The sequence below is a fragment of the Actinocrispum sp. NPDC049592 genome, assembly GCF_040675465.1.
GTDB lineage: Bacteria > Actinomycetota > Actinomycetes > Mycobacteriales > Pseudonocardiaceae > Kibdelosporangium.
Genome location: NZ_JBFAPA010000001.1, coordinates 355,096 through 374,665, shown reverse-complemented (window position 1 = coordinate 374,665; position 19,570 = coordinate 355,096). Strand labels below are relative to the sequence as shown.

Annotated in this window: 20 protein-coding genes; 11 read left to right on the top strand and 9 right to left on the bottom strand. The window is 68.8% G+C overall.

Going from position 1 to position 19,570, the window contains the following annotated elements; genetic code table 11:
* Positions 1 to 40: 40 nt before the first annotated feature.
* Complete coding sequence (locus AB0J95_RS01760) at positions 41 to 2,311, bottom strand: helicase-associated domain-containing protein (protein WP_364750882.1); 2,271 nt, start codon at positions 2,309 to 2,311, stop codon at positions 41 to 43.
* An 83-nt stretch (positions 2,312 to 2,394) separates the two neighbouring features.
* On the opposite strand from AB0J95_RS01760, the gene AB0J95_RS01755 reads away from it, so the two are divergent.
* From AB0J95_RS01755 to AB0J95_RS01745, 3 genes are read left to right on the top strand one after another with little or no spacing between them, the layout of a single operon-like run.
* Positions 2,395 to 2,580 (top strand): hypothetical protein, encoded by a 186-nt coding sequence (locus tag AB0J95_RS01755; protein WP_364750879.1) that lies wholly within the window; start codon positions 2,395 to 2,397, stop codon positions 2,578 to 2,580.
* Positions 2,581 to 2,607: 27 nt separating this feature from the next.
* Entirely contained in the window at positions 2,608 to 3,993 is a 1,386-nt protein-coding gene (locus tag AB0J95_RS01750) for an NAD-dependent malic enzyme (protein ID WP_364750876.1), read from the top strand.
* A complete protein-coding gene (locus AB0J95_RS01745) occupies positions 3,990 to 4,913 on the top strand; it encodes a molybdenum cofactor biosynthesis protein MoaE (RefSeq protein WP_364750873.1) in 924 nt (307 codons plus the stop codon). Before AB0J95_RS01750 ends, AB0J95_RS01745 begins: the two co-directional genes overlap by 4 nt.
* A 203-nt stretch (positions 4,914 to 5,116) precedes the next feature.
* Here the strand turns inward: AB0J95_RS01745 and AB0J95_RS01740 are convergent, their stop codons facing one another.
* Positions 5,117 to 5,746 carry a transglycosylase family protein gene (locus tag AB0J95_RS01740; RefSeq protein ID WP_364750870.1) on the bottom strand — a complete coding sequence of 210 codons (630 nt, stop codon included), beginning with the start codon at positions 5,744 to 5,746 and terminating at the stop codon, positions 5,117 to 5,119.
* 382 nt (positions 5,747 to 6,128) lie between these two features.
* Entirely contained in the window at positions 6,129 to 6,404 is a 276-nt protein-coding gene (locus AB0J95_RS01735; protein WP_364750867.1) for a MoaD/ThiS family protein, read from the bottom strand.
* A gap of 45 nt (positions 6,405 to 6,449) precedes the next feature.
* Here AB0J95_RS01735 and AB0J95_RS01730 point away from each other — a divergent pair, with 45 nt between their 5' ends.
* Together AB0J95_RS01730 and AB0J95_RS01725 are read left to right on the top strand one after the other, a co-directional pair.
* On the top strand, positions 6,450 to 7,301 hold the full coding sequence (locus AB0J95_RS01730) for an alpha/beta hydrolase (protein WP_364750864.1): 852 nt from the start codon (positions 6,450 to 6,452) through the stop codon (positions 7,299 to 7,301).
* Between the two features lie 5 nt (positions 7,302 to 7,306).
* Positions 7,307 to 7,891: a TetR/AcrR family transcriptional regulator gene (locus tag AB0J95_RS01725; RefSeq protein ID WP_364750861.1), complete on the top strand. Its 585-nt coding sequence runs from the start codon at positions 7,307 to 7,309 to the stop codon at positions 7,889 to 7,891.
* Positions 7,892 to 7,910: 19 nt separating this feature from the next.
* Here the strand turns inward: AB0J95_RS01725 and AB0J95_RS01720 are convergent, their stop codons facing one another.
* The gene (locus AB0J95_RS01720) at positions 7,911 to 9,539 is read right to left on the bottom strand and encodes an MFS transporter (protein WP_364750858.1); all 1,629 of its coding nucleotides are present in this window, start codon (positions 9,537 to 9,539) and stop codon (positions 7,911 to 7,913) included.
* A gap of 99 nt (positions 9,540 to 9,638) precedes the next feature.
* Between AB0J95_RS01720 and AB0J95_RS01715 the strand changes: the two genes are divergently transcribed.
* Both AB0J95_RS01715 and AB0J95_RS01710 read left to right on the top strand, forming a co-directional pair.
* The gene (locus AB0J95_RS01715) at positions 9,639 to 10,136 is read left to right on the top strand and encodes a MarR family transcriptional regulator (protein ID WP_364750855.1); all 498 of its coding nucleotides are present in this window, start codon (positions 9,639 to 9,641) and stop codon (positions 10,134 to 10,136) included.
* Entirely contained in the window at positions 10,129 to 10,527 is a 399-nt protein-coding gene (locus tag AB0J95_RS01710; RefSeq protein WP_364750852.1) for a TOBE domain-containing protein, read from the top strand. The genes AB0J95_RS01715 and AB0J95_RS01710 overlap by 8 nt, the downstream gene beginning before the upstream one ends.
* A 53-nt stretch (positions 10,528 to 10,580) precedes the next feature.
* On the opposite strand, the gene AB0J95_RS01705 is transcribed toward AB0J95_RS01710, so the two are convergent.
* A complete protein-coding gene (locus AB0J95_RS01705) occupies positions 10,581 to 10,820 on the bottom strand; it encodes a hypothetical protein (RefSeq protein ID WP_364750849.1) in 240 nt (79 codons plus the stop codon).
* A gap of 136 nt (positions 10,821 to 10,956) precedes the next feature.
* Here AB0J95_RS01705 and AB0J95_RS01700 point away from each other — a divergent pair, with 136 nt between their 5' ends.
* Together AB0J95_RS01700 and AB0J95_RS01695 are read left to right on the top strand one after the other, a co-directional pair.
* Positions 10,957 to 11,736: an HAD-IIA family hydrolase gene (locus AB0J95_RS01700; RefSeq protein ID WP_364750846.1), complete on the top strand. Its 780-nt coding sequence runs from the start codon at positions 10,957 to 10,959 to the stop codon at positions 11,734 to 11,736.
* A gap of 26 nt (positions 11,737 to 11,762) precedes the next feature.
* Positions 11,763 to 12,566 carry a metallophosphoesterase family protein gene (locus tag AB0J95_RS01695; protein ID WP_364753399.1) on the top strand — a complete coding sequence of 268 codons (804 nt, stop codon included), beginning with the start codon at positions 11,763 to 11,765 and terminating at the stop codon, positions 12,564 to 12,566.
* A 232-nt stretch (positions 12,567 to 12,798) separates the two neighbouring features.
* Here the strand turns inward: AB0J95_RS01695 and AB0J95_RS01690 are convergent, their stop codons facing one another.
* Positions 12,799 to 13,980 (bottom strand): DUF1444 family protein, encoded by a 1,182-nt coding sequence (locus AB0J95_RS01690; protein WP_364750843.1) that lies wholly within the window; start codon positions 13,978 to 13,980, stop codon positions 12,799 to 12,801.
* Between the two features lie 72 nt (positions 13,981 to 14,052).
* Between AB0J95_RS01690 and AB0J95_RS01685 the strand changes: the two genes are divergently transcribed.
* Positions 14,053 to 15,699 (top strand): AMP-binding protein, encoded by a 1,647-nt coding sequence (locus AB0J95_RS01685; RefSeq protein WP_364750841.1) that lies wholly within the window; start codon positions 14,053 to 14,055, stop codon positions 15,697 to 15,699.
* A 9-nt stretch (positions 15,700 to 15,708) separates the two neighbouring features.
* Positions 15,709 to 16,686 carry a Gfo/Idh/MocA family oxidoreductase gene (locus tag AB0J95_RS01680; RefSeq protein WP_364750838.1) on the top strand — a complete coding sequence of 326 codons (978 nt, stop codon included), beginning with the start codon at positions 15,709 to 15,711 and terminating at the stop codon, positions 16,684 to 16,686.
* Here the strand turns inward: AB0J95_RS01680 and AB0J95_RS01675 are convergent.
* From AB0J95_RS01675 to AB0J95_RS01665, 3 genes are all read right to left on the bottom strand, one after another.
* Positions 16,665 to 17,903 (bottom strand): Nramp family divalent metal transporter, encoded by a 1,239-nt coding sequence (locus tag AB0J95_RS01675; RefSeq protein ID WP_364750835.1) that lies wholly within the window; start codon positions 17,901 to 17,903, stop codon positions 16,665 to 16,667. The genes AB0J95_RS01680 and AB0J95_RS01675 overlap by 22 nt on opposite strands.
* Before the next feature lie 77 nt (positions 17,904 to 17,980).
* Positions 17,981 to 18,949, bottom strand: a complete 969-nt coding sequence (locus AB0J95_RS01670; RefSeq protein ID WP_364750832.1) for a R2-like ligand-binding oxidase — start codon at positions 18,947 to 18,949, stop codon at positions 17,981 to 17,983.
* A complete protein-coding gene (locus tag AB0J95_RS01665; RefSeq protein ID WP_364750829.1) occupies positions 18,946 to 19,560 on the bottom strand; it encodes a TetR family transcriptional regulator in 615 nt (204 codons plus the stop codon). Before AB0J95_RS01665 ends, AB0J95_RS01670 begins: the two co-directional genes overlap by 4 nt.
* Positions 19,561 to 19,570: the final 10 nt, after the last annotated feature.

Sequence of the window (19,570 nt, the reverse complement as noted above, 5' to 3'; positions counted from 1 at the left end):
ACCTGCGACAAGAGTGCGGGCGGGAACTGGCGGATTGACGTCATTCCTCGTCAACGAGCGACACCGAGGTGATCCGGTGCAGCGCGAACCGGTGCAGCTCCGACCGCGACGAGTCGAGGCCTTCCAGCACGCCCGCGCCCACCCGGGTCGGCTCGATCACGCGCTGCGAAGCGGTTCCATGCGCGTCGACGTACCCGATGAACACGCTCCGCCGGGCGTTCACTGCCTCCTGCAACAAAGCCAGCGTCGCCGAGGTGTCCGCGCCCGCGCCCGCGGCGGGCGAAACCGTGCGGCCACGCCGAGTCCCTGCCGCCCGGTCGCCCGCCCGGATCGCGCTGATCAGGTCCGCCAACTGCTCTTCGGTCGGTGCTTTGGGCAAGGTGCCCGACCGTGGCCGCTGCCGGACCGGAACCCGCAAACCCTTGGGGCGCAAGTCAAGCAACTGACCGTCGGCGCCCTCGGCCGAAGGCGCGAACCCGGCATGCCGCAGCTCCTCCAGCACATCGGCCAGCGGTACCGGACTGACCAGCACGCCCGGGGCGATCTTGCGCAGCTCCAGCCGGACACCCGCGGGACTCCCGGCGACCTGCGCCAGCAGCACATCGTCGTCACACCGCAGGAACGACATCGCCGCGCCGCCGCGCAACAACCCGTGCCGCCGTGCCACGTCGTCGATCATGTACGTCAACGCCTGCGGGACAGGGGTTCGTGAGCGCGTGCGGAACATCTCGTGCAGGTCGGTGGAGGTGCGGCCGGCGTCGAGCGCGCGCCGGATCGATCCCTCGCTGACCCGGTACACCGTTGCGCCACCGGCGGACTCGACGTCCGCGACGAGCTCGATCTCCTGCCGCAGCACGGGTTCCAACGGCCCGGGCGCCACGATGGTCAGGTCTGCCTGGACGAGCACGTGGTCCACCGGCGCGGGCATCGCCTCGGCCATCCGCTTGGCCGCCGCGGCCGGACCGTCCTCGAGCAACGCTCGGCCCGCGGATGTCAACGCCCCCAACGCGACCAGGCCCAGCGCCGTGGCCTCGCGCAAGGTCCAGATCACGACGTCGTCGCGGACCCGTCCACCGCGCCGCGGCGCGCGCCACGCGAGCAGCCCGGCGACCTCCTCGGGTGAGTCCATTCCGGTCCCTGGCGGGAGTTCTGCGAGCGCGGCCAGCACCCGGCGGCGTCCGGCGGGCGCGAGTGGCCGCCGGAGTTCCTCGGACAGCGGGGACATCGGCTTGTCCTTGGCGTCCTTCGCGCCCGCCAGCCCGGGCAGCCGCGGCAGTTCGAGCCACGCCACCGCCAGAGTCGCCCACTGCTGGGCGGGCGGCGCGGCGAGCCAGACGTCGGCGTGGGTCGTCGGTGCCCACTGTGGACTGGTCGTGTCGGTGTCGACGACCATGCCCGCGCCATAGGCGATCTCGGCGATGAGGGTGACGCGTTGCTCGTCCGCGCTGCCCATCTCGCGGCCGACCCGGCGCAGTTCACGGATGCCCAGACCGCCGGTGCGCAGCACGGGTGGCGGCTCGTCCGACCACAGTGAGATCAGCGTTTCGGTGTGCCGCAACAGTTCCATTGCCTCACCGGCGCCGGTGCCGTCCACAGTGGCCGCGTTGTGGGCGGTGGTCTGCACGGGCGGCGGGCTGACCCGGATCTGGCCCATCGGCGTCCCGCCGCGCAGCGCGAGACCGACCTGACGGGGCAGCTCCACCGTCTCGGAGTCGCGGCGCATCAGCAGCCCGCGCGCGAGCAGGCGCTGGATCGGGGTCTTGGCCTCCGCCAACGGAAGCAGCGAGTCGGCGTCCTTGGTGCGCCCGGTCGGCTGGCCGTCCGCCAACGCCGTCAGCACCTTGCGTTCCGGCTCGTCGAGCCCGGCGATCAGCGCGCCGATGTCCTGGCCGTCCAGTGCGGGGGAGTACCGGCCGAGCCCGCCAGGGAACGGCCCCGCGGCCTCCCGCGCGGCCGGCACGATCCGCAGCTCGTCCTCGGCACCCCAGGCCAGCCCCAGGTCCAGCAGGGTCGCGATGGCCTCGCGGACCCGTTTGCGTGGCACCTTCGTGCCCACCATGGCGGCGACCTCCTCGGTCCTGACCGCCCTGGTGTCCGCGTCGCACAACAGCAACGCGTCCAGCACCGCGAGGGTGAAGGTGTCCAGGCCCTCCGCGGCCCGGACCACCGACGCGCGGCTGCCGGCCCTGGTGGCGAGCACCGAGGTATCGCCTGGCACGGGTGTGGCCAGGTCAGGGCGTGCGGTGAGCATCCGCGCCAGCGCGGCGTCATCCCGTTCGCGCAGCCACTCCGTCAGCGTGAGACCCGACACTCTGACCACGGTATACGTGCCTGCACAGGGGTGTGCCGGGTCGGGTACCGTACGAGCAATTCCGCAGTCTTCGAGGAGGATCGGTGGCCAAGGGCAACCCGGACCGGATCGACCCCACCTGGCCGGAACCCCCGGCCGAGGGCGGACACCCGGTGAGCGAGCTTGCGGCGGACCGGCAGGGCGCCTTGTCCCCGTTCGGTGACGTGACCTTCCCGCTGCCCGTCGAGGACCTGGGTTACGAACACCCGGTGACGGAGATCAACAAGTAAGTCGTCTTACAGCGGGAGAAAAGAATAATGCCGGTACCCGGTCCTGGTTATTCGATCACCATCCGGGTCGAGGCCCCGCCGTCGGCCAGTGCGGCCGGCGACCTGACCTCGGCCGTCGGCCGGGTAGGGGGTGTCATCACCGCGTTCGACGTCGTCGAGTCGCATGGCGACCGCGTGGTCGTGGACATCACCTGCAACGCCACTTCGGCTGAACACGCCAACGAGATCACCGGCGCGCTGGGGCAGCTGCCCGGGGTCGCCGTGCGCAAGGTGTCCGACCGGACGTTCCTGATCCACCTCGGCGGCAAGCTCGAGGTGCACTCCAAGGTCGCGCTGCGCAACCGTGACGACCTGTCCCGCGCCTACACCCCCGGTGTGGCGCGGGTCTGCCAGGCGATCGCCGCGAACCCCGAGGACGCGCGCCGCCTGACCATCAAGCGCAACACCGTCGCCGTGGTCACCGACGGCTCGGCCGTGCTGGGCCTTGGCAACATCGGCCCGGCCGCCGCCCTGCCGGTGATGGAGGGCAAGGCGGTGCTGTTCAAGAAGTTCGCGGACGTCGACGCCTGGCCGATCGTGCTGGACACCCAGGACACCGACGAGATCATCCGGACCGTCGAGCTGATCGCCCCGGCCTACGCGGGCATCAACCTGGAGGACATCGCGGCGCCGCGGTGCTTCGAGATCGAGGCCCGGCTGCGCGAGAAGCTGGACATCCCGGTGTTCCACGACGACCAGCACGGCACCGCCATCGTGGTGGTCGCGGCGCTGCACAACGCGCTCAAGGTCGTCGGCAAGCCGTTGGAGCAGTGCAAGATCGTGGTCTGCGGGGTGGGCGCGGCCGGTTCGGCGATCATCCGCCTGCTGCTGCACCGCAAGCCCGCGGACATCATCGCGGTCGACATCAACGGGATCGTGCACGCCAACCGCGGTGACCTGGACTCGAACCTGGAGAACATCGCCGCGCACACGAACAAGGACGGCATGGCGGGCAACCTGCACGACGCGCTCGTCGGCGCGGACGTGTTCATCGGTGTCTCGGCGCCCAACCTGTTCGGCGCGGAGCAGGTGAAGACCATGGCCAAGGACGCGGTCGTGTTCGCGCTGGCCAACCCGGACCCGGAGATCGACCCGCTGGAGGCGCAGCAGTACGCCGCGGTCGTGGCCACCGGGCGCAGCGACTACCCGAACCAGATCAACAACGTGCTGGCGTTCCCGGGTGTGTTCCGCGGTCTGCTGGACGCGCACGCGAACACCATCACCGACGAGTTGCTGCTGGCGGCGGCGGACGCGATCGCGGACGTGGCCGACGGCGACCGGATCAACGCCTCGTTCATCGTGCCCAGCGTGTTCGACGCGGCCGTGGCCCCGGCCGTCGCCGAGGCCGTCCGCAAGGCTGCGACCAAGTCATGACCGCCACCACCGCGCGCGTCATCACTGCGTCCAACCGGGCGGCCGCGGGCGTGTACGAGGACCGCACCGGCCCGCTGATCGTGGACTGGCTGCGGACCCGTGGCTATGAGGTGCCGAGCCCCGTCGTCGTTCCCGACGGGGCCCCGGTGGCCGCCGCGCTGCGGGAGGCCATCGCCGAAGGCACGCACGTCATCATCACGACGGGCGGCACGGGCATCACGCCGACCGACCGGACCCCTGAGGCCACCAAGACGGTCCTCGACTACGAGATCCCGGGCCTGGCGGACGCCGTACGGGCCGCCGGGCTGCCTGAGGTGCCCACTGCGGCCCTTTCGCGTGGTTTGGCGGGGGTGGCCGGACAGACCCTCATCGTCAACCTCCCGGGCAGCACCGGGGGCGTGCGGGACGGCCTGGGCGTGTTGGAGGGCGTTCTCGACCACGCCGTCGACCAGCTGCAGGGCGGGGACCACAAGCGGCAGACGGGCCAGATCACCCCCGCGCGCGTGCACAAGGCCGAGGTCACGGACAAACCGTTGTCGGTGGAGGAGCACTCCGACCTGGTCCAGGACCGGGCCGCGGGCGCTGTGGTCACCTTTTCGGGTGTTGTGCGCGACCACGACCGGGGCCGCACCGTCCGCGAGATGTCCTACAGCGGCCACCCCAGCGCCGCCGACGTGATCACCCGCGTCGCCGGCGAAATAGCGGGATCCCGCCCCGGCCTGCGCGGAATCGCCGTCAGCCACCGCATCGGCGAACTCCAGATCGGCGACGTCGCCCTCGCCTGCGCCGTCTCCGCCGAACACCGCGCCGAGGCCTTCGCCGCCTGCTCCGACCTCGTCGACGAAGTCAAACGCCAGCTCCCCATCTGGAAACACCAGGTCTTCACCGACGGCACCGACGAATGGGTCAACTGCCCCTAGCCCCCGCGTGTCCCACATTCACGGCCCCCGTGTCCCACATTCGCGCGGGGTGTGTTCCACGTTCGACCCGGAACCAATGTGGAACACGGGGGCGACGAATGTGGGACACGGCCTTCTTCAACGGGGGACACGGCGGGAAATGGCTAAAGCCCGGATTCCGTCGTGTCACGGAATCCGGGCTTTGTGCCGCATCTAGCGAACGGTCACTTGGTGACCAGCTTCTGACCCGGGAAGATCAGGTTCGCGTCCTTGATGATGCTGGTGTTCTTCTGGTACAGGGCCTGCCAGCCGCCCGGGATGTTGAGCTGCTCGGCAATGCGCGACAGGGTGTCGCCGGCCTTGACCACGTAGTCGCCGGTGCCCACCTGGGGGGCCGCCTGCTGCACGGGGGCAGCCTTCGGGGCGGCGGCCTGCTTGGGGGCGGCCTTCTTCTGCACCTTGGCCTTCGGGGTGGCCTTCTTCACCGGAGCGCCGTGGCTGCCGCCATGCGCGCCGCAGACCGGCCACGCGCGGATGCCCTGAGTCTTCAGGACGTTCTCGGCGACGCGGATCTGCTCCTCGCGGGAGGCGTTCTGCGGGCTGCCGGAGCCGCCGTTGGCGCGCCAGGTGCCCTGGGTGAACTGCAGACCGCCGTAGTAGCCGTTGCCGGTGCTGATTTGCCAGTTGCCACCACTCTCACACTGGGCGATGGCATCCCAGTTGACGCTGCCTTCAGCCTGCGCCGGGCCTGCCGCCAGCGCCAGCGGGGCACCAACCGCGAGGCCGGCAAGGGCGACGCGGGCGATGGTGCGGGTGGCGACGGTGGACTTGCGGTGCTTGCCGGGGTTGGTCATTTCGATCTCAGCTTCAGCACCTGCCGCAGAGGGGTCACTCGGGGTTCACCCTCCCGCTCCCGCCCGGAAGTTTGGCTTTCACTCGGGGTTCGGGTCCCGGGAGCTCACCGGTCGGGGTTCGGTGCTGCGAGCTCTCGGGGGTCTTGCCGTGGAGCTGGTCGGGTCCAGCGCCGAGAGCGACCGTACGTAACCACAACCGAGATCGGAAATTTATCGGGGTGTGACCTAGGTCACCGTAACGTCACGAAACCTGGCGCGATCTCAGATGTAACCGCAGGTAGGAGCGTCGTTATCAGTCCGTTTCCTAGCCGGGATTTTTCACGCTGAGTGAGACCTGGGTCATGCTGATCGCAGCCCGGTTGGGCCGTTCGTGAACACCCGATCAGCCCCCCGCGAAGGGCGGCAGCACGTCCAGCTGAGTCCCGTCCGACAGCCGGAGGCTCTGCGCGCGCACCGCGACACCGTCGAGCAGGAAGCTGCACGCGGTCAGGACGTTGGCGAGCTTCTCCCCGTGCCGGTCCGAGATGGCCCTGGCGGCGTCCGCCACGGTCGAACCCGCAGGTAGCGGCAGCATTTCCTCGTCGACCCCGGAGGCGGCACGGGCGCCGGCGAAATAGCGAACCTGAACGGTGACCTTGTCACTCACCTGCGCAAGCATAGTATGCAATCGACATACATACGGTATGTATGTTTCTATGGACGCATGGCACTAAGCGACTCACTTGGCACCGCGAAATCGGTCCGGCTCGGCCGGGCGACCATCGACTACCGCGAACGCGGCGAGGGGTCACCCATCGTGTTCGTGCACGGTCTACTAGTAAACGCAGACTTGTGGCGGCATGTCGTGCCTCCGCTCGCGGAGGCGGGGCACCGTTGCATCGCCCCGGACTGGCCGCTTGGCAGCCACTCGACGCCGGTGCCGGACGCGGACCTGACCCCGCCCGGGCTCGCCGGCCTGATCGCCGAGTTTCTGGCCACTTTGGACCTTCGCGAGGTCACGATCGTCGCCAACGACACCGGGGGCGCGCTCACCCAGCTGCTGATGACCCGTCATCCGGAGCGGATCGCGCGGGTGGTGCTCACCCCGTCGGACTGCTTCGACCAGTTCATGCCCGACCTGTTCGCGCCGCTCGCCAAGATCACCAAGGTGCCGGGTGCGACCTGGCTGCTGGCCCAGGCGCTGCGCTCGCGCCGGGTCCAGCGGCTGCCGATCGCGCTCGGCTGGCTGACGAAACGCCCGATTCCCAAGGAGATCACCGATTCGTACCTGCGGCCGGCGCTGCGCCGGGCCATCCGCCGGGACGCCCGCGCGTTCACCACGACCGTCCACAAGCGATACACGATCCAGGCCGCCGAGGAGCTGAAGAACTTCGGCAAGCCGGTGCTGATCGCATGGGCGGCGCAGGACAAGGTGTTCCCGATGAGCCTCGCGCACCGGCTCGCCGAGGTCCTCCCGAACGCGACCGTCACCGCCATCGATGACAGCTACACCTTCGTGCCCGAGGACCAGCCGGCGGAGCTGGCGAAGGCGATCGCCGGGTTCGTTGCAGACTAAGAGGTATGCCACGGACTCAGGAGGACCGGCGGCGCTCGACGCGCTCCGCTCTGCTCGCCGCCGGACGCCGGTTGTTCGCCGAACGCGGGTACGCGAACGTGTCGGCCGATGAGATCGTGGCGGCCGCGGGCCTGACCCGCGGCGCGTTGCACCACCACTACAAGGACAAGCAAGGCCTCTTCCAAGCCGTGTTCGAGCAGATCGAGCAGGAGCTGGACGACGAGCTGGGCGCGGCGATGGGCCGGGTCGACGACGTGCCGACCCGGATGGGCGTTGGCATCGCGTCGTTTCTGGACATCTGCGAACGGCCCGAGGTGGTCCGGATCGGCCTGCTGGACGCGCCGACCGTGCTCGGCTGGGAGACCTGGCGGGCGATCGAGGCCCAGCACGCCCTCGGCCTGATCGAGAACCTGCTCGCCGGCGCGGCCGAGGAGGGCATCCTCAACCAGCCCGCTTCTCCCGTGCTGGCAAGGTTCGTGCTCAGCGTGGTGATCGAGTCCGCGTTGCTGATCGCCCACGGCACGGCGACGCGCGCCGAGGTGGAACTCTCCCTCGGCGCGCTGTTCGCTGGACTGCTCACTAGTAAATAGGTGTCCCTATATAGAGGTGTCAGTGCTGGAGCTGCGTCGCGTCGGACGGCATCCGGCGGGGGAGGAAGAAGCTCAGCAGTGCGACGACACCCAGCGCGCCCACGATGTACCAGGACATCGAGCTGAACGTGTGGGTGAACGTCTCCGCGCGGACGGTGTCCAGCACCGGGCCGATCCCCGGGCCGCTCGGTCCCGGTCCCGCGGCCTGGCAGCTGGCCGGAACGGTGGCGGGGTCGGACAGGCCGACCATGTCGACGTAGCAGTTCTTGACCGCGGTCAGGGCCTGGCCCGGAATCCCGGCGGCCTGCAGCTGACCGGCGTGGTCGTCGAACGCCGTGCCCGCGTTCGAGCTGAGCGTGTTGAAGAACAGCACGCCCAGCACGGAGATGCCGATCGCGCCGCCGAGCTGGTCGCCCGCGTTGAGCGTGCCGGACGCCGCGCCCGCGTCCTCGGCCCGCACCTTCGCCCCGGCCATCGCGAACACCGGCCCGATCACCGCGCCCATGCCCAGCCCGGCCAGCAGCAGCCACGGCACCATGTCCCAGAACCCGGTCGTGGCGTCCACAGTGGACAGCATGCAGACCAGCGCGGTGGCGAACATCAGCGCTCCCGCCGTGCCGACGTACCGGCTGAACCGGTTGACCAGCGCGTTGCCCGGGATGATGGTGATCATGGTGCCGATCGAGAACGGCAGTGAGGTCAGCCCGGACTCCAGCGGCGAGAACCCGAGCCCGACCTGCAACGTGAGGGTGTACGCCAGGAAGAACGCGGACATCCCGGCGAAGAACACCATCAGCATGCCGGTGCCCGCGGTGAACCCGCGCGACCGGAACAGCCGCATCGGCACCAGCGCGCCGATCCCGCGGACGCGGGAGCTGAAGACGAACAGTGCGAAGAACGGCACCGAGAGCCCCATCGAGATGAACGTCCACAGTGGCCAGCCCAGCTCGCGGCCCTGCACCAACGGCACCAGCACCAGCAGCAGCGCGATCGTCACCAGCGTCATGCCGCGCAGGTCGGGCTTGAGCGCGTGGCTGGAGCGGGTTTCGGGCACCACGATCCAGGCGGCGACCAGCGCCGCGATCCCGACCGGCACGTTGACCAGGAAGATCGCCCGCCAGCCGAGGCCGAACAGCGAGTGCTCGACCAGCACGCCGGACAGCAGCGGCCCGGCCACCGCGGCCAGCCCGGCGATACCGCCGAACATCCCGCCCGCGGAAGCCCGTTCGGCCGGCGGGAATGTGGCGTACATCGTGCTGAGGATCTGCGGGATCATGATGGACGCCGACAGGCCCTGCAGGACGCGGGCGGCGATCAGCATCTCCGGCGACCCGGCCACCCCGCACAGCAAGGAGAACACGGTGAACCCGGCCATCCCGAGCAGGAACATCCGCTTGCGGCCGTACAGGTCGCCCAGCCGGCCGCCGGTGATCATGCCGACCGCGAAGGCCAGGGTGTACCCGGCGGCGATCCACTGGACGGCGGAGTACCCGGCGCCGAGGTCGCCGCGGATGGCGGGGAGGGCGACGTTGACGATGGTGGTGTCCAGCAGGTCCATGAACCCGGCGATCATCAGCACGGCGAGCGCGGCCCACCTGCGTGGATGTCCGGTTGCGTCAGTCTCGGGGACCGCTTCGATCGTGCTCACGAGAATCTCCAGGGTTATGATGTCTCTAGTGGAAAGCTAGCTAGTAGCTAAGTCTCTTAGTTGCTAAGATGATGAGAGAGTAAGAGGAGTGGTGGGGTCATGTCAACCGAAACCGAGAGCGGCACGTACCCGGTGCCTCCGGACGAGCTGCAGCGGTTCGGGAACATGGGCCGGGAGATGAGCGGGCTGACCGTGCTCGCGCACTCCCGCATCGCCGACAAGATGGGTGTGTCCGCCACCGACTACAAGTGCCTGGACATCGTCATGCAGGGCACCGAGCCGCTGACCGCCGGGCAGATCGCCAAGATGAGCGGGCTGTCCACCGGGGCGGTGACCGGCGTGATCGACCGGCTGGAGAAGCGGGGGTTCGTCCGCCGCGTGCGCGACCCCCACGACCGCCGCAAGGTGCTGGTCGAGGTCACCAGGTTCGACGCGGGCAAGTTCGACCACCACTTCGAGCACCTGGCGACCGGCATGACCGAAGTGCTGGAACAGTTCTCGCCGGAGGAACGTGCGATCATCGAGCGCTACCAGCGCATGATCATCGCCAAGTTCCGTGAGGAGGCCTTCACCGGCATGGAGAGCCCCGATGCCTAAGTTCCGCTTCGCCGAGGCCGCCAAACTCCTGGGCGTCAGCGACGACACCGTCCGCCGCTGGGCCGACGCCGGCGAGCTGACCGCCAGCCTCGACGCCGCCGGCCGCAAAGTCGTCGACGGAGCCGAGCTGGCCGCCTTCGCCAGCGCCCACGCCAACGAGGTCCCCGACCCCTCCGGAGTGGGCAGGTCGGCCCGCAACCGCTTCGTCGGCCTCGTGACCTCCATCGTCACCGACAAGGTGATGGCCCAGGTCGAGATCCAGTGCGGCCCGCACAAGGTCGTGTCGCTGATGTCCACCGAGGCCGTTCACGAACTCGGCCTCGAACCCGGCTCCCTGGCCGTAGCCGTCGTCAAAGCCACCACCGTGATGGTCGAGACCCCACAGTCCTAGTCGCCCACCACAGCACACGCCGCCTCGCGAGCCGACCGAGCCCGAGAGAACAGTCAGTCTTGGGAGTTGGTGGCGAGGCCAGGGAGCGTGGAGGCCTTGGTCGTCGCTTTGGTGGTCGTTTGGCCGACGGCGGGGTCCAGCTGGGCGCTGCTGCTGGTGGGGCGTACGGGGACCGCAGTGGAGCTCGGCTGGGGGACCACGATCCGGCCGGGTTTGTCGCTGCTGAGCAGCGCTACTGTGATGCCGATGCCCAGGGTGAGAACGGCGGCGACGATGACGACGGTCCAGTTCACCGGCCCTTGACTCGGTTTCCGTCTGCGACCCAACTCGACTCCTCGCCGTTACTCCAGTCGCCATTACTATCGTTCGCCCGGTTGGCGGGTCAAGCCCATCGGGGCGGTACTAAGGGTGGCTTGCGATCATTGGGCAATGACCTGGAACTACCTGATGGACATGGACGGTGTTCTCGTTCACGAGGAACACCTGGTGCCCGGGGTGGACGAGTTCCTCACGGAGCTGCGCGCCAACGAGATCAAGTTCCTCGTGCTGACCAACAACTCGATCTATACACCGCGTGACTTGCGGGCCCGGCTCGCCCGTACCGGGCTGGACGTTCCCGAGCAGTCGATCTGGACGTCGGCGCTCGCGACCGCGAAGTTCCTCGACTCGCAGCGGCCGGGCGGGTCGGCGTTCGTGATCGGCGAGGCCGGCCTGACCACCGCGTTGCACGAGGTCGGCTACGTGCTGACCGACCGCGACCCGGACTACGTGGTGCTGGGTGAGACCCGCACATACAGCTTCACCGCCATCACGCGTGCGATCCGGCTGGTGGAGGAGGGCGCGAAGTTCATCGCGACCAACCCGGACGCCACCGGCCCGAGCCGGGAGGGCTCGCTGCCCGCCACCGGCGCGGTCGCCGCGCTGATCGAACGCGCCACCGGGTTCCAGCCGTACTTCGTCGGCAAGCCGAACCCGCTGATGATGCGGTCCGCGCTGCGCTCGCTGGGCGCGCACTCGGAGAACACGCTGATGATCGGTGACCGGATGGACACCGACGTCAAGGCCGGTCTGGAGGCCGGGCTGCGGACGATCCTCGTGCTCACGGGCATTTCGACGGAGGCCACGGCCGAGCAGTTCCCGTACCGCCCGACCAGGGTGCTGACCTCGATCGCGGACCTCATTGGGCACACCTTGCAACCGTTCGGCTGAGGATGCTCGTATCGTCTGTCCTCGTGGTGGATGAGCAACGGACCTTCGTGGTCGGGGACGTGCACGGGCACCGCGCCGAGCTCGCGGACGCCCTGCTCGACGCCGGCCTGGTCAGCGAGGACGGCGACTGGTCGGGCGGGGACGCCCGGTTGTGGTTCCTCGGCGACTTCGTCGACCGCGGCCCCGACGGCGTGGGCGTGATCGACCTGGTGATGCGGCTGGCCGAGCAGGCCCCCGACGCGGGCGGCGTGGTCGACTCCCTGCTGGGCAACCACGAGATCCTGCTGCTGGGCATGCACCGGTTCGGCGACACCGACGTGCCGTCCGACTTCGGCCCGCGCAGTTTCGCCCGCAGCTGGGAGATCAACGGCGGCCAAGCCACCGACCAAGACGCCCTCACCGACGCCCACCTGGACTGGCTGACCTCCCGAAACGTCCTGGCAGTGGTGGACGACCACCTGCTGATGCACTCGGACACCCTGGAGTACCTGCAGTACGGCGAGACGGTGGAGCTGATCAACACCGCGGTTCGGGAAGTGCTGAAGGGCGACAACCTCGCGGACTGGTGGGAGTGCTGGCGGCGGATGACCACCCGGTACTCGTTCCGCGGCCCGGAAGGACCCGAGATCGCCACGCAGGTGCTGGAGATCCTCGGCGGCAAGCAGATCGTGCACGGCCACAGCGTGATCGCCGACCAGCTGGGAATCCTGCCCGCGCAGGTCGAGGCGCCTTACGAGTACGCGGGCGGGAAAGTTCTCGGCGTGGACGGGGGACTGTTCGTTGGTGGGCCCTGCCTGATCGTTCCCCTGCCATACACCCCCGAGGACTGAGCCCACCTCCACATGGCAGCGGGTCGGCTCGCGCATGCCTGTGGCTGGGGCGGCGCCAGTGCGTGGCTGGGCGGCGCCTAGTTGGTGGCTGGGGCGTGGGGCGGTTCGATTTTGTGCGGGGACCCCCTGCGGCGCACGGGCAGGAAACAAAGGTGCAGGTCTGCGACCGGCCCCGCCGACAAGCTTGTGCGAGTCGGCCGTTCGCACGGGGATCACTCGGGTGGGCGAGTGGTTAGGTTGGGGTGGGGGTGCGGAGTTTGGTGAGGGTGGGTTCGGTGGGCCAGGTGAGGGTGCGGCGGCGTGCGGGTGTGGTGAGGGCTTCTTCCCATTCGGTGGTGAGCAGTTGCTCTGCGCGTTGCCAGCTCACCCGGAAGGGGCCCGATTCGGCGGGGAACTCGATCACGTCGGCGTAGGGGAGCAGGGCGTCGGCGTCGCGCGGCCACGTTGTGTAGCTCTGCGCCATCCCACCGGGTAGGAGTTCCACCGTGTAGTCCGCGACCACGAGGTCCTCGCCGGCCTGGCGGAACAGTTTCTCCATCCGCTCGGACTGCTCGCGGTACTCGTACAGCTCCAGCGACCGCTCGGCCATCCGCACGGCGTTGTACAGGGGGTGCTTGCGGCCCGGTTTCCAGGCGACGACCTCGCCGTCGTCGTCCGCGTGGTAGGGCACCGGTGAGAGCCAGCGGGGGTGGTCGTTGAAGATCTGCAGCGCCTCGTTGAACATCCAGCGCAGGGCGTTTTCGTCCCGTTCGTCCCCGATGAGCATCATGTCCCGGGCCGGGACCACCGCCACCGGCTTGATGCCGACCTCTTCCCCGAGGCCGGCCAGCCAGCCGGGCACCATCAGCCTGGACGACTCGTAGGTGTCCTCGCTGGCCACCGCGAACACGCCGTTGTCCAGCCTGGCCAGGTTGGTGCCCTCGGCCATCAGGTTGTGCGCCGCCCGCTCGTTGGCCTCGTCGAAGGTCACGCCCCACTGTTCGAGGCTCTCCGAGTTGACCAGGCTCATCCGGTGCTCGTGGTCGATGACCAGCATCTCCACCAGGTGCCGCAGCGACGGGCGGCTGGCCACGGCGATGCCGCCGACCTGGCCCGCCTGCGCGTACGAGGCGGTCCGCAGCACCGGGCGCAGCCGTGGGGCGGCCGCCTCCCAGTTCTCCGGCTCGTCCGGCTGGTTGAACATGGCCGCGACGAACTGGTGCACGGCGTCCTTGCGCTCGGCCGGCGACAGGTGCTTCACCTCGGCGAACAGGTTGCCCAGGAAGATCGAGTGCGAGCCGGTCTCGCCCGCACGCTGCACGTCGATGCCGAAATGGTCGGTGCGGGTGATCCGGACGATGCCCGGCAGCCGGTTGATCGTGGTCACGAAGTCGTCGGTGAACCGTTCCTCCGGCGTGCGCGTTCTGCCGAACACCCGGCGCGCTCTCCCCAGGAAACCCATACCCCATCTTCTCTCGTCTCGGATGGAGCGTTCTAACAGGGCAAGATGGTGAGGTGCACCACATCTGTGAAGGAGGCCGCCGTGCAGTCGAGCTACGTGTCCGGAGTGTCCGCCAAGCCGCTGCTGGGGGACACGATCGGGGAGAACTTCGACCGCACCGTGGCAGTCTTCGGTGACCGGGACGCGCTGGTCGACCGGGCCGCCGGCCGCAGGTGGACCTACCGCGAGCTGGCGGCCGAGGTGGACGCGGTCGCCTTGGGACTGCTCGCGCTGGGGGTGCGCAAGGGCGACCGGGTCGGGATCTGGTCGCCGAACCGGGCGGAGTGGACGTTCGTCCAGTACGCGACGGCCAAGATCGGCGCGATCCTGGTCAACATCAACCCCGCCTACCGGGTGCACGAACTGACCTATGTGCTCAACCAGTCCGGAATCCGGACCCTGGTGGCCGCGGCGCAGTTCAAGACCTCGGACTACGCGGCGATGATCGCCGAGGCGCGGCCGGAGTGCCCCGCGCTGGTCGACGTGCTGCTGTTGGACAGTCCGGAGTGGACGAACCTGGTCGAGCGCGGCCGGGCCGCGGATCCCGCGGCGCTCAACGGCATCCCGCTCTCGCCGGATGACCCGATCAACATCCAGTACACCTCAGGCACCACCGGTTTCCCCAAGGGCGCCACGCTTTCCCACCACAACATCCTCAACAACGGCTACTTCGTCGGCGAGACGTGCGGATACACCGAGAGCGACAAGGTGTGCATCCCGGTGCCGTTCTACCACTGTTTCGGCATGGTGATGGGCAACCTGGCCTGCACGTCGCACGGCTCGTGCATGGTGATCCCCGCGCCCGCGTTCGACCCGGCGGCCACGCTCGCCGCGGTCGCCGACGAGCGGTGCACGTCTTTGTACGGCGTACCAACGATGTTCATCGCCATGCTGGCCCAGCCGGAGTTCGAGGCCCACGACCTGACAAGCCTGCGGACCGGGATCATGGCCGGGTCGCCGTGCCCCGTCGAGGTGATGAAACAGGTCATCGAGCGGATGGGCATGACCGAGGTGACCATCTGCTACGGCATGACCGAGACCTCGCCCGTGTCCACCCAGACCACCGCGCAGGACTCGCTGGACCGCCGGGTGTCCACTGTGGGCAGGGTGCACCCGCACCTGGAGGTCAAGGTCGTCGACCCGGAAACGGGCCTCACCGTTCAGAGAGGTGAACCTGGCGAGCTGTGCACACGTGGTTACTCGGTGATGCTGGGCTACTGGGAGGAACCGGACAAGACAGCGGAAGCAATCGACTCGGCCAGGTGGATGCACACCGGCGACCTCGCGGTGATGGACGACGAGGGATACCTGAACATCACCGGGCGCATCAAGGACATGGTGATCCGCGGCGGCGAGAACATCTACCCGCGCGAGATCGAGGAGTTCCTCTACACCCACCCGGACGTCCTTGACGCACAAGTGATCGGCGTGCCGGACGAGAAGTACGGCGAGGAGCTGATGGCCTGGGTGCGGATGCGCGAGGGCGCGGCGCCGCTCACCGCTGAGTCACTACGCGAGTACTGCCAGGGCAAGCTCGCGCACTACAAGATTCCCCGCTATGTCCACGTTGTGGACGAGTTCCCGATGACCGTTACTGGCAAGGTCCGCAAAGTTGAGATGCGGGCCGCAGCCAAGGACATCCTCGGCGGCTAGTCTTACGGCGTGGTCGGTTGGGGAATTGTCGCGACGGGCGGCATCGCCGAGATCGTCGTCTCGGACATGCGGCTGGTGGACGGCGTGGATGTGCGGGCAGTGTCCTCACGGGACACCGCCCGCGCCGAGTCGTTCGCGCGCGAGCACGCCATTCCGAGCAGTTATGGTGATCATCACGGCGTGATCGATGATCCGTCGGTCGATGTCGTGTACGTGGCCACCCCGCACAGCGGGCACTTCGAGGTCACCAGGGATGCCTTGCTGGCCGGCAAGGCAGTGCTGTGCGAGAAACCGCTCACCGTGTCGCTGGCCGCCGCCGAGGAACTCGTCGCGCTCGCTCGCAAGCAGGGCGTGTTCCTGATGGAGGCCATGTGGACGCGGTTCAACCCGTTGGTGCGGCGGCTGCGCCGGCTGGTCAGGGACGGCGCGATCGGCCAGATCCACAGCGTGCACGCGGACTTCGGCGTGCAGTTCCCGTACGACCCGGAGCACCGGCTGTGGAACCTCGAGCTGGGCGGCGGGTCGCTGCTGGACCTCGGGGTGTACCCGGTGGCGTTCGCCCAGATGCTCCTCGGCGAGCCGGAAACCGTTGTGGCGAACGGGACACTGCGCAACGGCGTGGACTCGGAGGCGGGGCTGCTGCTGAAGTACGAGAACGGTGTGTTCGCTCACCTGTACTCGTCGCTGGTCACGCTGAAGGACGTAGGCGCGACCGTGGTCGGCACGGACGGGCAGCTCGAGCTGCCGCCGTTCTTCTACCGGCCCACCGACCTGATCCTGCGCCGGCCCGGCCGCGAGCCGGTGATCGAGTCCCTGCAGCTCGAGGGCAACGGCTACGAGTTCGAGATCGCCGAGGTCACCCAGCGGATCCTGGCCGGGGACACCGAAAGCCCGGAGATGCCGCTGGACGACACGCTCGCCGTGATGCGGATCCTGACCGAGGCGCTGCGCCAGGTCGGCGTGGTCTACCCGGCCACGGTCAGGTAGACCAGCGCGAGGTTGAGCGCGATCACCGCGCCCGCGATCACCCACGCGAACACAGTGGTGGCGCGGCGGTTGACGTTCTCGCCCATCAGGCTGCGGCGAGAGGTCAGGCGTACCAACGGGACCAGCGCGAACGGGATCCCGAACGACAGCACCACCTGGGACAAGACCAGCGCCCACGTCGGGTTCACGCCCGCGGCCAGCAACGCCACCGCGGGGACGAGTGTGAGCAAACGCCGTGCCAGCAACGGGATCTGTCGTTTCAACAGTCCGCCCATCACCACTGCGCCCGCGTAACAGCCGACCGAGGTCGACGCGAACCCGGACGCCAGCAGGCCGATCGCGAACAGCAGCGCGGTCCCGGCGCCGAGGTGGTCGCTGATCGCGGAATGCACGCCCGCCAACGTGTCCACGTCGTCCATTCCGGACAGTGCGGTCGTGGCGAGCAGCAGCATGGCCAGGTTCACCGCCCCGGCGAACACCATCGCGATGCCGACATCGAACCGGGTCGCGAACAGCAGGCGCCCCAACGGTCTCCCGGTCTGGCGGCCGTGCCGGTCCCGGGCCAGCGCCGAATGCAGGTACACCGCGTGCGGCATCACCGTCGCCCCAAGCATTCCGGCGGCCAGCAGCACGCTTTCCGGCCCGGCGAACCTCGGCACGAGCCCACCGACCACACCCTCGCCGGACGGCGGCGACACGAACAACCCCGCGGCGAACCCGATCGCGATCACCAGCAACAGCCCGGTGATCACCCGCTCGAACGGCCGCTGCCCGGCCCGGTCCTGCACGATGAGCAACGCCGTGGACACCCCGCCGGTGATCAACCCACCCACCAGCAAAGGCAAGCCGAACAACAGGTTCAGCGCGATCGCGCCACCGAGCACCTCGGCCAGGTCGGTCGCCATCGCGACGATCTCCGCCTGCGCCCAGTACGTCAGCCGCGCCGGTGTGGAAAGCCGGTCGCGAACCGCCTCCGGCAACGACAACCCCGTGACCAGACCGAGTTTCGCGGAGAGGTACTGGACCAGGCCCGCCATCACGTTGGCCGTCACGACGACCCACACGAGCAGGTAGCCGAACCTGGCGCCCGCGGCCGTGTTGGTGGCGACGTTGCCCGGGTCGACGTAGGCGATGGCCGCCACGAACGCGGGCCCGAGCAGCGCGGCCCCGGCGCGAACCTTGGTCAGCCGAGGCCGGATGGCACTCCCGATCGACAACTCCCCTCCCAACTCGGGGTTCTCCGTGAGGTAAGCGTGTCGTGAGTGGTTTCGGCCGTTCTAACGACCGAAACCACTCACGAGGACTTGCTGGCGATGACTTCGGCGAAGACCTTGGCGTCCTCTTCGCCGAACTGGTCTTCCAGCGTCTCCGGGGAGTAGTCCAGGTCGATCTGGCCGACGGGGGTGCCGCGGGCGGACGAAATGGCGCCGAGGCGGCGTTGGGCGCGGTCGGCGGCGTAGTTCACGAACTCCTGGGGATCGGTCTCGAATGGGCGTGGCTCTTCGAACTGGGCGTTCACCCACTCGATCATGTTCAGCGCGATCGGCAGCAACTCGCCCATCCGTTGGGTGACCACGTCGAACAGGGAGTCGTCCGCGGCCACGTGGCGGCGGCAGGTGAAGGTGCCCCATGCCATGTGCCGTCGTTCGTCGTCGCCGATCCGCCGGACCAGTTCCTGCATGCCGGGCAGGATCCCGCGGCTGGTGCAGATCTTCTGCCAGGCGTAGTACCCCGTCAGCGCGAGGGTTCCCTCGATGACGTGGTTGTAGGTGACGCTCGCGCGGATTTGGTTGACCGGGCTGGGATCCGTCTCCAGGGTGCGCAGCGAGCCGGGTAGTTCCTCGTAGAAAAGCTTGCGGTAGTAGGGGTTGTCGCCGACGAACGGGTGGAGGTCGTCGGTCAGGCCGACCGCGTCCATCCAGCGCCGGAACACCTCGCAGTGCTTGGCCTCCTCGTAGCAGAACTGGCTCAGGTACATCCCGTCGGCGAGGCGGCCTTCGGCGGTCATCGCCTTCATGAACGGCTGGATGTCCTCGGTCACCGCTTCCTCGCCCGCGATGAACTGTGCGACAAGGAAAGTCGCCGACCGCTTCTCCTCGCTGGTCAGCGTCTGCCAGTCGGCGGCGTCCTGGCTGAAGTCGATGTCCGCCGGGTTCCAGAACCGGGCGTTGCCCTTCACGAACAACCGCAGCGGGAAGGAGTCCCAGTTCAGGCCGCCTTTGCGTAGCGAGCCGAAGCCCTGCCGGTACTCGGTCGTGCTCATCGCGAACGCTCCTTTGCGTCTGATGTGGACGATTGGATGGCCGGCACGATCACCGCGCACACGGCGTCGGCGGCCTGGCCTGGGTCTCCGGTGGGCAGCAACATGTGGCTGATGGACAGGCGGACCGCGGCCTCGGCGATCCGCTCGGCCATCACCTGCGGCAGCGTGGGTTCCCACCGTCTGAGGTGATGGGCGGCCTGCTCGACGGCCGGGCGCAGCACCGGTTCGCCGCGGGTGGTCAGCAGCGGCAACAGGTCCTCGGCCTCCGCGCCGCCGATGACCGACGCGACCAGGCGGTTCTCCCGGCCGTGCCGGACCGTGTACGCGACCAGCGCGTGCAGCGCGCCCCGCAGGTCGTGCGAGTTCTGCCAGAGCCGCTCGGCGGCCTCGAGGAACTCCGCGAGCGTGCGCAGGGCCACCGCGTCGACCAGCGCGGACTTGTTGCCGAACTCGTTGTAGACCGTCTGCCTGCTCACCCCGGCCGCCGCGGCCACGTCGGCCATCCGCAGGCCCGCGAAACCATGCTCGGCCAGCAGTTCCGCCGCCGAGTCGAGCAGCGTCTCGCGTAACGAGAGCCGGACCCGGGCGGCGAACGGTGTGATCTCGGTCATGTTCCGAGTG